The organism is Knoellia tibetensis (genome assembly GCF_048606415.1).
GTDB classification, from domain to species: Bacteria; Actinomycetota; Actinomycetes; order Actinomycetales; family Dermatophilaceae; genus Knoellia; species Knoellia tibetensis.
The window spans coordinates 1,535,476-1,547,731 of the sequence record NZ_JBMBWF010000001.1 but is presented as its reverse complement, the minus strand read 5'-3'; the positions used below and the strand labels follow the sequence as shown (position 1 = coordinate 1,547,731).

Annotated in this window: 10 protein-coding genes; 4 read left to right on the top strand and 6 right to left on the bottom strand. The window is 71.7% G+C overall.

The features are described 5' to 3' along the window. The first annotated feature begins 6 nt into the window (after nt 1-6). On the top strand, nt 7-864 hold the full coding sequence (locus ACOJV7_RS07365; protein WP_420189484.1) for a hypothetical protein: 858 nt from the start codon (nt 7-9) through the stop codon (nt 862-864). A gap of 64 nt (nt 865-928) precedes the next feature. Here ACOJV7_RS07365 and ACOJV7_RS07360 read toward each other — a convergent pair whose 3' ends face one another. From ACOJV7_RS07360 to ACOJV7_RS07335, 6 genes are all read right to left on the bottom strand, one after another. Next, nucleotides 929-1,945, bottom strand: a complete 1,017-nt coding sequence (locus ACOJV7_RS07360; protein ID WP_420189483.1) for a TolB-like translocation protein — start codon at nt 1,943-1,945, stop codon at nt 929-931. Further along, complete coding sequence (locus ACOJV7_RS07355) at nt 1,942-3,198, bottom strand: MFS transporter (RefSeq protein WP_420189482.1); 1,257 nt, start codon at nt 3,196-3,198, stop codon at nt 1,942-1,944. The genes ACOJV7_RS07360 and ACOJV7_RS07355 overlap by 4 nt, the downstream gene beginning before the upstream one ends. 323 nt (nt 3,199-3,521) lie before the next feature. After that, nucleotides 3,522-6,539, bottom strand: coding sequence for a carboxypeptidase regulatory-like domain-containing protein (locus ACOJV7_RS07350; protein WP_420189481.1), 3,018 nt, complete (start codon nt 6,537-6,539; stop codon nt 3,522-3,524). 267 nt (nt 6,540-6,806) lie between these two features. Next, nucleotides 6,807-8,555, bottom strand: a complete 1,749-nt coding sequence (locus tag ACOJV7_RS07345) for a PxKF domain-containing protein (protein ID WP_420189480.1) — start codon at nt 8,553-8,555, stop codon at nt 6,807-6,809. A 155-nt stretch (nt 8,556-8,710) separates the two neighbouring features. Next, the gene (locus ACOJV7_RS07340; RefSeq protein WP_420189479.1) at nt 8,711-9,829 is read right to left on the bottom strand and encodes a PLP-dependent cysteine synthase family protein; all 1,119 of its coding nucleotides are present in this window, start codon (nt 9,827-9,829) and stop codon (nt 8,711-8,713) included. 99 nt (nt 9,830-9,928) lie between these two features. Next, the gene (locus tag ACOJV7_RS07335; protein WP_420189478.1) at nt 9,929-10,801 is read right to left on the bottom strand and encodes a hypothetical protein; all 873 of its coding nucleotides are present in this window, start codon (nt 10,799-10,801) and stop codon (nt 9,929-9,931) included. Nucleotides 10,802-10,966: 165 nt separating this feature from the next. On the opposite strand from ACOJV7_RS07335, the gene ACOJV7_RS07330 reads away from it, so the two are divergent. The 3 genes from ACOJV7_RS07330 (at nt 10,967) to ACOJV7_RS07320 (ending at nt 12,207) form a co-directional block, all read left to right on the top strand. Beyond that, nucleotides 10,967-11,485: a peptidylprolyl isomerase gene (locus ACOJV7_RS07330; RefSeq protein ID WP_420189477.1), complete on the top strand. Its 519-nt coding sequence runs from the start codon at nt 10,967-10,969 to the stop codon at nt 11,483-11,485. A 281-nt stretch (nt 11,486-11,766) separates the two neighbouring features. After that, complete coding sequence (locus ACOJV7_RS07325) at nt 11,767-11,934, top strand: plantaricin C family lantibiotic (protein ID WP_420189476.1); 168 nt, start codon at nt 11,767-11,769, stop codon at nt 11,932-11,934. Between the two features lie 117 nt (nt 11,935-12,051). Next, nucleotides 12,052-12,207: a class II lanthipeptide, LchA2/BrtA2 family gene (locus ACOJV7_RS07320; RefSeq protein WP_420189475.1), complete on the top strand. Its 156-nt coding sequence runs from the start codon at nt 12,052-12,054 to the stop codon at nt 12,205-12,207. The last annotated feature ends 49 nt before the right edge of the window (nt 12,208-12,256 follow it).

Here is a 12,256-nt window from a genome sequence, read left to right as displayed (position 1 = left end):
GACAGCATGAGCACATCCCACAGCCGGGACCCTCGTGATCGTGCCGAGGAGCCCGACCGCCTCGATGACGACGCCCGTCGGCGCGACGACGCGTTCGACAGCGACGACCAGCGCTACCGCGACGACCAGCGCAACCGCGACCGGGACGGTGACGGCAGGGACGACCGCACCGAAGCGTTCGACCGGAACCGCGACCGGGACGGTGACGGCAAGGACGACCGCACCGAGGTCCTCCACCGGGACCGGGACGCCGGGGACCGGCGCGTGGTGAACGGCGGCGGAGCCGTCGCGATCGACCCGCACGCCAAGGTGGCGGCCGAGCAGGAGAGATACGGCGGGGTGAAGCCAGGCGCCGCCTTCTTCGGCTGGCTGTCGGCCACCGGCATGTCCGTGCTCCTCACCGCGCTGCTCGTCGCCGCGGGCGCTGCCGTCGGCATCGCGACCGGCACGGACCTCGGGCAGGCGGCCGACGACGCCACCGGCAACCCGGAGGGCGTCGGCCTGGCCGGAGCCATCGGACTCGCCGTCATCATCTTCGTCTCCTACTACTGCGGCGGCTATGTCGCCGGGCGCATGGCGCGCTTCCAAGGGGCTCGCCAGGGCGTGGCCGTCTGGGTGTGGGCCCTGGTCATCGCGGCCGTCGTGGCCCTGCTCGGCTACCTCGCCGGCAGCGAGTACAACGTGCTCGAGCAGCTCAACGGCTTCCCGCGCATCCCCGTGGACGAGGGGACGCTGAGCACCGCCGGGATCGTCACGCTCGTCGCGGCCCTGCTTCTCAGCCTCGGTGGCGCGATCCTCGGCGGCATCGCCGGCGTCCGCTACCACCGCAAGGTCGACCGCGCCGGACTCGTCGACGCGGTCTGACCGAGTCAACGCGGACGAGCCCCGGGAGAGCCGCACGCTCTCCCGGGGCTTCTCACTGCCGGCTTCAGCGCACCACCGCGGGCGACCAGGCGGCAGGGATGAGCAGCTCGGCCGGCGCTGAACCGTCGGCCGGCGCCACCCAGACGTCGGAGGTGGCGCCGCCCCCCGGCGGCGCGAGACCGAAGAGGATGCGTTCGTCGTCGAGCCACTCGATCTGGTCGTCGACGCTGCGCGCCGTGCGGATGACGGTCTCGGACCCGTCGGACAGCCGGCGCACCTTGACCTCCCACGTCGTCGGTCCGGTGGCGCTCTTGTAGGCCACGTGCTCCCCGGACGGCGAGAGCGACGGGCACTCGGCGGACACGTCGAGCAGGGTCAGCGTGCGTGTGGCGCTGTCCCCCCGGGCGAGATGCTTGCGTCCCCCGGTCATGACCGTCGCATAGAACGTCGTGCCCTCCCGGGCGAACGTCACGCCCCAGACGTTGAGGTCGGCGGACCTGACCGGTGCGCCACCACGGGTGACGTCGAAGTCCTCGAGGTTCCCCAAGGACCTGCCAGCCTGCATGTCGTAGATCTCGGTCTGGGTCGAGAAGCTGCCGTCGGCATAGGAGTGCCCGAAGACGAACGTCGTCGTCGCTCCCCACCGACCGTCCGCGGAGACCCGCGCACGACTCGGTATGCCGGGTGTCGTCAGCGTGTGGCGCACGCGCAGGTCCGGGCCCAGCAGCAGCACGCGGGCCGTCGTGACGCTCCCCCGGTCGACGTCGACGCACACGCCGCCGCCGCGGCTCACGTGCACGCGCTCGCAGACGAGGCCGGGGTTCGCCGCCGGTGTCGCGGTGGGTTGGTCGATCGGCACCGTCCCCACGGTCCCGTAGCCGGCGTCGTTGCTCGTGCGCCGGAACGCGATGAACCCGTTCGGATATGCCGGCTGGCCGGCCGAGGCTGTCGGGGCCGGTGCCCCGGCCGACGCGTTGTCGTCGTCCGCCGCCACCGCGACGAGGACGTAGCCCACCATCGCGCAGATCACGGCGACGACGACGACTGCAAAGCCGACGACCCGCCCACGCGCCGTCGTCATGGCGCGGAGACCGGGTCGAGATCGGGCCGGAGCACGACCGCCGCGGCGGGGAGGGCGCAGGCGAGCCCGATCGCCATGACCAGGTAGGCGCTGCCGGTCCCCAGCCGGCTGAGCAGCAGGCCGAACCCCACGGATGACACGAACCCGGCGACGCCCACGGCGGTCTGCGTGAGCGCCATGCCCGACGCGCGCGAGACCTCGGGCAGCGCCGCCGAGACGGCCGCGGCCAGCACCCCGTCGGTCGCGGCATAGAACACACCGAGGAGCAGGAGGGCGGCGACCGTGGCCGCGAGGGCGCCGGTCGGGGCGCCCACGGTGGCATACACCGCGAGGAGGGCGACGTGCCCGACGAGGTAGGTCGCCATCCGCCCGTAGCGGTCGGCCAGCCGTCCGAAGGGGACCGACAGCATCGAGTAGACGAGGGCGACGCCGACCGCGAAGAGCGGGAAGGCCTTCGCCAGGTCGGCCTCGCGGTCGAGCAGCGCGAGGAAGACGAAGGCGTCACTCACCGTGAAGAGGGTGAGGAGCCCGGCGACGCCCACCCGGCGCAGCACGGGACGCGACCGCAGGAGCCCGGCGACGTCCGCTCGGGTGAGCCGGCGGGGTCCCGGCTCCAGGTCCTCACCGAGGCCGTCCTCGCCCATGCCCTCCTCGCGTGAGCGGTCCTGAGGCGATGCGGCCCCGACGGCGGCCCGCTCCTTGGCTCGCGCCCGCCGCTCGGGCACGAGCAGGGCGACGACGGCGAGGCCGAGGAGGGCGAAGCCGGCGCTGACGACGAAGACGGCGTCGAACCGTCCCGGGAGCAGGAGCAGGATCCCGAACGCGACGAGGGGACCGAGCATGGCGCCCACGGTGTCCATCGCGCGGTGGACCCCGAAGCTGTGCCCCAGGTCCCCGGCGGGAGAGGCGTGCGCGATGAGGGCGTCGCGGGGCGCGGTCCGGATGCCCTTGCCGACCCGGTCGAGCGAGATGAGGCCGGCCACGCTCGTCACGGAGGAGGCGACAAGGAGGAGTGGGCGGGTCGCCGCGGACAGGCCGTAGCCCACGGAGGCGACGAGCTTGGGTCGCCCCAGCCAGTCGGCGAGCAGACCCGAGGCCAACCCCGAGAGCGAGGACACCCCTCGGTAGAGCCCGTCGACGAGGCCGAACTGCGACGGCGCCAGCCCCATCTGGAGGACGAGGAAGAGCGGCAGCACCGCGGTGACCATCTCGGAGGAGATGTCGGTGAACAGGCTCGTGAGCCCCAGGAGCACGACGGTCCTGGGGGTGGCTCGGCCACGGGACCGCGAGCCGTCAGGTCGCGCCGTGGGCTGGTTGCGAAACGAGATGTACATCGCTCTCCAAGGCACTCGACCCGGCCCTGTCACGCTAATCGCCGGACGAGGCGTCCGTCCGGCACTGCGGGAAAATGCGTGCGGCAGCGGGGTCCTCGTGACCCGGCCGGGCCATGCGTCCCCTGGTCCGTTGGTGCCACCGCCGGCGAACGCCGAGGGACGCCGAAGGGCCCGGCCAGGTGGCCGGGCCCTTCGGTCGCCGTGGAGGGCGGACCGCGAAGACGGTCAGCACCCCGGGTGCGTCAGGTGATGGTCGCCGTCGCGGCCGACGTCTTCGCGACGCTCGTGTAGCCGGTCTTGCTGCCCGTGACGCGGACCGTGATCGTCCTGGTGCGGTCGGTCGTCGTGAGGACGTAGCTGCTCGCCGTGGCGCCCGAGACGGCGACACCCGAGCGGTACCACTGGTACGTCAGGGTGACCGGTGCCGGGCCCCACGTGCCGGGCACGGCGTTGAGCCTCGAGCCGACGGTCCGCGTGCCGCTGATCGTCGGCGTCGGCGCCGAGAGCGTCCCCGCGGCGACGGCCGCGGTCGCAGCCGACGTCCTGGCGACGGTCATGTACCCGGCCTTGGTCCCCGTGACGGTCACGGTGATCGCCTTGCCGGTGTCGGAGCCGGTGAGCACGTAGGAGCTCGCCGTTGCGCCGGTGATGGCGACGCCCGCCCGCTTCCACTGGTAGGCGAGGGTGACCGGCGACGGCCCCCACGTGCCGGGGGTGGCCGTCAGCCGGTAGCCGGCCTTGACCGTGCCGCTCACCGTCGGAGTCGGCGCGGTGAGGGCCCCGAGGACGGTCGCGGTCGCGCCCGAGGTCCTGGCGACGCTCATGTAGCCGGTCTTGCTGCCGGTGACGCGCACCGTCATCGTCTTGCCCATGTCGGTCGACGTCAGCGTGTAGGTGCTGGCGGTCGCGCCGGTGATGGCGGCGCCCGAGCGGAACCACTGGTACGCGAGGGTGACCGGTGCCGGTCCCCAGGTGCCGGGGACGGCGGTGAGGGTGTAGCCGACCGTGCGGGTGCCCGAGATCGTCGGGGTCGGCGCGGTGAGGGCGCCGAGCACCGTCGTCGTGGCGGCCGACGTCTTCGCGGCGCTCGTCCATCCGGTCTTGCTGCCCGTGACGCGGACCGTGAGGGTCTTGCCCTGGTCGGTGGTGGTGAGCGTGTAGGTGCTGGCAGTCGCGCCGGTGATGGCGACGCCCGAGCGGAACCACTGGTAGGCCAGCGCCACCGGTGCCGGACCCCACGTGCCGGGGACGGCGGTGAGGGTGTAGCCGACCGTCTTCGTGCCGCTGATCGTCGGCGTCGGTGCGGTGAGCGTGCCCGCCGCGACGGCGGCCGTGGCGGCCGACGTCTTCGCGGCCGTCGCGTAGCCGGACTTCGTGCCGGTGACGGTGACGGTGATCGCCTTGCCCGTGTCGGACCCCGTGAGGGCGTAGGTGCTCGCAGTGGCGCCGGTGATGGCGACCCCGGCCCGCTTCCACTGGTAGGCGAGGGTGACCGGCGCCGGACCCCAGGTGCCGGGGACGGCGGTGAGGACCGAACCGGCCTTGGCGGTGCCCGTGATCGTGGGCGTCGGCGCCGTCAGGGTGCCGAGCTGGGCCGTGACGGGACCGGTGGTGGCGACGTAGGTGGTGTCGCTGTTGGGGTCGGTCGTGCGCAGGTAGTAGCGGACGCTGATCTTCTTGCCGACCATGTCGCTGGTGAGGGTGAACGTCTTCTGCTGCCCGGCATACACACCGTCGGCACGCCACTCGTAGCTGTCGTAGTCGATGGCCGCGCCACCCGCGGGGGTGCCGTGGTTCGCGGTGAGGGTCTGCCCGGCGACCGGACTGCCGGAGATCTGGAGCGGGGACGTCAGGGCGACACCCGTGCCGACCTCGTAGCCGATGCTCGACATCGTCGTCGTGACGTAGCCCGACAGCGACCCGGTCACGCGGACGGCGACGGCCTTGCCCGCGAGGTCGGAGGTCGGGGTGAACGTCGTGCCGGTGGCGCCGGCCACGGGCACGAAGGCCCAGCCGTTCGCCTTGTCGTACCAGCCCCACTGGTAGGCGAGCTGGACGCCCGACGGGCCCCATGCGTTGGCGTGGGCGGTGAGCGTCGAACCGACCCGTGACGGGCCGTCGACCCACGGCTCGCTCGCGGTGAGCGACTTGCCGGCGACCGGGAGGACGACGCGGAGGGTGCGCTGGGCCGGGGAGGTCGGCTGGGTGAGGATCGTCGCCGTGTCGCTCGACGTGGCGCTGTCCCAGCAGCGCGAGGCGTAGCGGGTCTCGCGGTTCGGGGCCTCGGGGCCGTAGTGGTCGTCGTAGAAGCAGAACTTGTAGCGGCCGCCGACCTCGGTGCGCCAGAAGAACCTGCCGTTCACGTCGTTCATGAGCGGGCCGTACTGCGGGGTGTCCCACGTCCCCGTCGTGGCGTTGTGGGTGTAGGTCGTCCACCTGACGCCCTGGATCGGAGCACCGGCGCTGTCGACGGCCTCGCCGTAGAAGCCGGTCGTCGGCGCGAGCTGGAAGTTGGCCGTCGTCACCGTGGGGCCCTCGGGCAGGACCGGGGAGGGGTAGGGGTAGTCGGGCGTGCTCACCGACGTGCCGTCCCAGTACTCGGCATCCCAGGTGTGCATGTTCCAGTCGGCATCCCGGGCGGTGATGCTCACCTTGCCCGGGACGACCTTGGTGAGGGTGTAGGCGCCGGTGGCGTCGGTGGTGGTGCCGACGACCGAGCCGCCGCTCGTGGGCACGCTCTCGACCCTGATGCCCGGGATGGCTGCGCCCGAGGTGCTCGTCACCTTGCCCGTGACGGTCGCGAAGCGCGGCAGCCGGATGTTGGCGGTGACCGGCGTCGTCGTGCTCACGACGATGGTCTTGGCATCACCATGGCCCGCGGCCTGGTCGTAGTACTGCGTCGCGTAGGTGTCGGCGCAGGCCGTCCCCGAGTGGCAGCTGGCATAGAGGGTGTAGTCGCCCGGCTGGGTGACGTCGATGGTGAAGCGACCCGAGGCGTCGGCCGTGCCGTAGTGGTCACGGTCGTCCTGCCAGTCGACCGGCTGGGCGTAGAGGTAGACGTCGTCGAGCGGGACGAGGGCACCGCTCGCGTCACGTCCGGTGACGACGCCGGTGATCGTGTAGCCCGACGCGGCCTGCGCGGGCGGAGCTGCGGCGAGGCCCAGCACGATGCCGAGGACGGCGGTGAGCGCGACGACGACGAGCCGGCGCACCCCACCTCCCCGTGACAGTGGCGGTGCGACGAGGACGGTCGAGGACACGGACGACTCCTGGAGGTCGAGCGGACGGAGGACAGAGCCATGGACCCCGTCGACAACCGTCGACACCCCCCGTGACCCCGCGGGAATCGTAGCCGTCTGCGAGCTGCGGCCGGACCCCACGAAAACGCGGAATCGGCCAGCACACGACGAGGCCCGGAGGAGCACGCACCCCCGGGCCTCGTCAGCTCGACTCGGCTCGCCTCAGGGTCGACTCAGGTCGACTCAGGTCGACTCAGGGCGACTCAGGGCGACTCGGACCGGCTCACGTCACTTGAGCCTGAACAGCGCGCTCGTGGCCGAGCCGTCATCCGTCGTCATCGTGACCTTGTAACAGGCCCCCGCCGACTTCGGGGTCTGCCAGTTCTGGATGAACTGCCCGCCCGAGGCGTCGTAGCGGAGCACCGTGTTGCCCGACGTGGTGAGCTCGACGTCGTCGGAGCCACCCGCGGTGCTGCACGACACCTTCGTCACGGTGAACGTGTCGACCACGGCGGTGTCGGTGAGCTCGGTCGCCCCGGCGAAGACCTCGAACTTGAGCGGGACGGTGGAGCCGTTCTTCACGGTGTTCCACACGCCGCCCATGTCGACCGGCTGGTAGAAGCCCTTGAGCGTCCACGCGAGGACCTCGTAGTCGCGCTGGGCCGTCGTCGTGTTGCCGGCGACGTCCTTCGCCGAGGCCGTGAGGGTGTGCGTCCCGACCGAGGTGGCGTGACCCGAGACCGTGCAGGCGCCCGGACCGGAGAGGGCGTCGGTCGCATCGCACGTGCCGGCCGCGGGAACGGGCCCGAAGTAGTACGCGCCACCGTCGGCAGGTCCGCCGACCCAGGTGACGCCCGGAGCGGTGAGGTCGACGTCGACGTCACTCACACCGGTCGTCGCGGAGTTGCCCGCCGCGTCGACCACCGAGCCGCTGTGCGACTGGTCCGCACCCTCACCGAACGTGTGGGCGTCGGTGCAGGAGGCGACACCGGAGAGCTCGTCACCACAGGTGTAGGTCACCGTGGGGGCACCCGAGCCGATGTTCCACCACGCGGTGGCCGGCCGGGACGGGCTGAGCGCGGCAGCGATCGTCGGGGCGGTCGTGTCGATGCTGATCCCGGAGACGGTGTCGCTCACGCTGTTGCCGCTGAGGTCGGTGCACGTGCCCGTCGCCGACTGGTCCGCGCCCTGGCTCGTCACCGTCCGGCTCGTCACCGAGGCGGCCTCGTCGAGGAAGGTGTCGGAGCAGGACCAGGTGACGGTGACGTCGGCGTTGTTCCACCCGGCGGGGTTCGCCCCGGGCAGCCGGCTGACCCTGGTGATGACCGGCGCTGTCGTGTCGACGACCGAGTAGGTCACGGACGAGACGGCCTCGAGACCACCGGCGTCCGTGTAGGCACAGGTCGCCGTCTGCTGCCCGAGCCCGGCGGCCGGACCGCCGGTGACCGCGCTCAGCGTGGCCGGGAAGCTCGAGTCGCCGTCCTCGGCGTCGGTCACCTGGCACATCGCGTCGGGCACCGAACCGAACTCGTATGCCGTCCCGCTCGTCACGCCGGTGACCTCCACCGTGGGTGCGGTGTTGGTCGGCGTGGCCGCGGAGACGTCGACCCGGAAGGTCGCGGGGGCGAGGTCGAACGACCCGCCGGTGGTGTTGCTCTTGGCCACGAGGGTCACGGTGGACGACCCCTCGGCCACGGCGTGCACGGTGACCTCCCTCGTCGCCCCACAGCTCGTGAAGGTGACGCTGCTCGGCGACACCGTGGCCTTCGACGGGTCCGAGGAGGTGACCGACACCGTGAGGACGGTCTGGCCGGTGAGGTTGCAGCCGTTCTTGCCGTCGCCGTTGCGCTCGACGATCGACAGCGTGGTCGTGCCGTCGGCCCCACCCACAGTGAGGGGCATGACCTCGGCGGCGGGGTCGATGGTCGCGTCGAGGTCGTTGACGACGTCGTCGGCGGTGGCGGAGGCGGCGCCGAGGGCGAGGGTGAGGGCCGCGATGGCGGCCGCGGAGGTACGGCGGAGCAGGGCTCTGGTCACAGTGTGAACTCCTGGCAGGCTGGGCATCAGGGAAGGGGATGGGCCCCTGCCGGAAACCTAGGGCTGACCTGCGAGGACGCACCGTGGGTTGGTCAAATCGGACTGGTCAACTTTGCATAGTCCTTTTCGGCCCCTGTGACCTAGTCCTCGGTCGCTCAGCCGAGCCAGACGCCCTCGTCCCACGCGGACGCCAGCACGCCGGCATACCTCGCCAGGTCGTGTCCCTTCTCGGCGACCCAGGCGTCGGAGTTGTAGGTCTCGTCGTAGCGGTCGCCGCGGTCGCAGACGAGCGAGACGATCGAGCCGCGCTCACCGGCGGCCTGCATCTCGGCGGCGAGCCGAAGCGCGCCGTAGATGTTCGTGCCGGTCGACGGGCCGGCCGAGATGCCGGTGCGTTCCCGGAGGAAGCGCATCGCCGCGATCGAGGCGCAGTCGGGCACGCCGAGCATCCGGTCGACGACGAGCGGGAGGAACGACGGCTCGAGCCGCGCACGCCCGATGCCCTCGATCCGCGACGGCTCGAGCCGTGCCTCGCCGTCGCCCTGCCACGCCGGCAGGAACGCCGAGTGCTCGGGGTCGACGACGCACACCTGCGTGTCGAGCGCCTGGTAGCGGACGAACCGGCCGATGGTCGCCGATGTCCCGCCGGTGCCCGCACCAACGACGATCCATCGCGGGACCGGGTGCTCCTCCATCGACATCTGCTCGAAGATCGACTCGGCGATGTTGTTGTTACCCCGCCAGTCCGTCGCCCGCTCGGCGTTGCTGAACTGGTCGAGGTAGACCCCGCCGGCCTCGTCGGCCACCCGTCGGGCCTCGTCGTAGACGGCGGTGGGGTCGTCGACGAGGTGGCACCGGCCGCCCTCGCGCTCGATGAGCGCGATCTTCGCCGGGGACGTCGACGACGCCATGACGGCGACGAAGGGCACCCCGAGCATCCGCGCGAAGTGCGCCTCGCTCACCGCCGTCGAGCCGGACGACGCCTCGACGACCGTCGTGCGAGGTCCGATGACGCCGTTGCACAGCCCGTAGAGGAAGAGCGAGCGCGCGAGCCGGTGCTTGAGCGAGCCGGTCGGGTGCGTCGACTCGTCCTTGAGGTAGAGGTCGACGCGTCCGCACCCCGGCAGGTGCACCTTGATGAGGTGGGTGTCCGACGTCCGCGTCGCGTCGGCGCGCAGCTTGCGGATCGCCTCCCGCACCCATGCGCGGTCCGGCTCGGTGCGCAGCCCGGTGTCGACCAGGGGCATGGGCTTCGGCGGCGTCGACGAGGACATGCCGCTCACCGTATCCACCTCGTGGGAACCGACAAAGACGGAGGCGGTATGCCGGGTGGGCACCCGGCATACCGCCTCGCGTTCAGGACCCTGGAAGGGTCAGGTGTTGCTGGTGTCGCGACCCTCGTCGAGGTGGGGGGTGGAGAGGTCGGCACCCTCGGAGGTGCCGGTCGTCGACGGGACGGAGCCGTCGGCGAAGTCGCCGGCGTCGGTCCACGCGTTGCCCTCGGACGCCTGCTCGGACGTCGGCTCGCCGCCGAAGTCGGAGGCCGAGGCGGTGGCCTCGTCGAGCTCGTCGGCCTTGTCGGCGGCCTTGTCACGGGCCCCGTCGACCTTGTCCTTGGCGGCGGCACCTGCAGCGGCGGCCTTGTCCTTCGCGGCGGAGCCGGCAGCGGCGGCCTTCTCCTTGGCGGCGGACGCGAGGTCGGTCACCTTGTCGCCGACGGAGGAGTCACGCCCGTGCGACGGCGGGGTGTAGGCGCCCGCGCTGGCCCACGGGTCCTTCTTCCCGGTCGACTTCTTCCACGCGAACGCGGCCGCGCCGGCGGCGAGGAGCAGCAGCAGCGCGCCCTTGCCGCCCTTGCGCTGCTTCTTGACGACGGCGTCGCCCTTGAGCACGTGGTAGGCGTCGGGCGCCCGGTCGGCGGCCTCGGCGGCAGCGCCCTTGGCGGCGACGGCGCCGGCGACGACGGTCGCGAGGGCCGAGGCGAGCTTGGGCACGACCTCCTCGACGAACGTGTCCTTGGCGTCGGCCACCTTGGGGCCCGCCTGGTCGGCGTAGTCGCGGGCGGTCTCGCGGGCGAGCTCGACGTGCGGTGCGGCCTTGCCCTTGAGGTCGACGGCGCGGGCGCGCAGGTCGGCCGCGTGCGACTGGGCGCTGGAGCCGGCGTCCGAGGCGGTGGAGGCAGCGCTCTCGACCCGTGCGGCGACCGCGTCGCGTGCCTGCTCGGTCTTGCTCTTCGTGCGGAACACGAGGTTCTCCTATCGGTGGACGATCGGGTTCCTTCCATCAAACACTGTTTCCCCACGTCGCGGCACCTAGGGGTGGCCCCCAACCGGACGGCGGTATGCCGTGGCTCCCCCAGCGCCCCTCGGCCGCCCACCGTCGTCCCGGCACGGTCCCCATACAGTGGAGGCATGAAGGCAACCCTCAAGACCAACCACGGCACGATCAACCTCACGCTCTTCGCCGACCAGGCACCCAAGACCGTCAAGACGATCACCGGCCTCGCCACGGGCGAGCTCGAGTACAAGGACGACGCGGGCCGCACCAACCCCGACAAGTTCTACGACGGCCTGATCTTCCACCGCATCATCCCGGGCTTCATGATCCAGGGCGGCGACCCGCTCGGCCAGGGCTTCGGTGGCCCCGGCTTCGCCTTCGACGACGAGATCCACCCCGACCTGCAGTTCGACCGCCCCTACCTCCTCGCCATGGCCAACGCCGGCAAGCGCATGGGCAAGGGCACCAACGGCAGCCAGTTCTTCATCACGGTGACGCCGACCCCGCACCTCAACGGCAAGCACACGATCTTCGGCGAGGTCGCCGACCAGGAGAGCCGCGAGGTCGTCGACAAGATCGCCGCCGTCTCCACCGGTCAGCAGGACCGCCCGCGCGAGGACGTCGTCATCGAGAGCTTCACCGTCGAGGGCTGACCCCGACGCACGCCAAAGCGCAGCGGCGCCAGCTCGAACGGAGCACCGACCCACGGGTCGGTGCTCCGTTCGTCTGTCCCGGCGCTGGTGCTGGGCACCCGGTCGGCGGTTCCGGTCGGGTCTGCGTGCGGGCGTCCGTCACGGTCCGGACATGACAGGTGTCACGGCGATCCGGTGTCACCTGACTCTGCCGACCGGGAAATGCCGCGCGAGAGGGTGACTCGGGGGCCGGAGAGTCCGGGGCCCGGGGGCGAGGCCCCCATCACATTGCAGGAGCGAACATGCAGATGACCGCTGACCTCGACTGGATCGAGGAGATCGGTGAGCAGTCCTTCGACGCACAGGCCTTTGGCGCCTGCACGACGAACACCTTCTCGCTGAGTGACCACTACGGCAACACCGGCAACTGGTGCACCATCACGACCGAGTGCATGGGCTGGTGTTCCTGAGCACCACGGGCACCTCGCCCCGGACGGCACCGGGCGACTCGCCCTGAGTGGCACCGGGGCATCACCCCGAACCCGACGGAGCGTCCGCCGGGTCACCACCACCGAAAGGAAGCTCGCATGAACGACAACCTCGAACTCGGCCGCTACAGCGACGAGGAGCTGCTGGAGCTCGCCGACGGAGACGTGCACGGCGGCACGACCTGGTCGTGCGTCATCGTCTCGCTGATCTCGTCGCAGACGTGCCCGACGACGGCGTGCACCGACAGCTGCTGACCCACCCCACGGAACCGGTGGGTTGCGGGCGTCTCGAACCCGCCCGCAA

Bases quoted from the DNA above. Each gene is read 5' to 3' on its own strand.
- ACOJV7_RS07365 (WP_420189484.1), top strand. From the start codon at position 7: ATGAGCACATCCCACAGCCGGGACCCTCGTGATCGTGCCGAGGAGCCC.
- ACOJV7_RS07360 (WP_420189483.1), bottom strand. From the start codon at position 1,945: ATGACGACGGCGCGTGGGCGGGTCGTCGGCTTTGCAGTCGTCGTCGTC.
- ACOJV7_RS07340 (WP_420189479.1), bottom strand. From the start codon at position 9,829: ATGTCCTCGTCGACGCCGCCGAAGCCCATGCCCCTGGTCGACACCGGG.
- ACOJV7_RS07330 (WP_420189477.1), top strand. From the start codon at position 10,967: ATGAAGGCAACCCTCAAGACCAACCACGGCACGATCAACCTCACGCTC.
- ACOJV7_RS07325 (WP_420189476.1), top strand. From the start codon at position 11,767: ATGCAGATGACCGCTGACCTCGACTGGATCGAGGAGATCGGTGAGCAG.
- ACOJV7_RS07320 (WP_420189475.1), top strand. From the start codon at position 12,052: ATGAACGACAACCTCGAACTCGGCCGCTACAGCGACGAGGAGCTGCTG.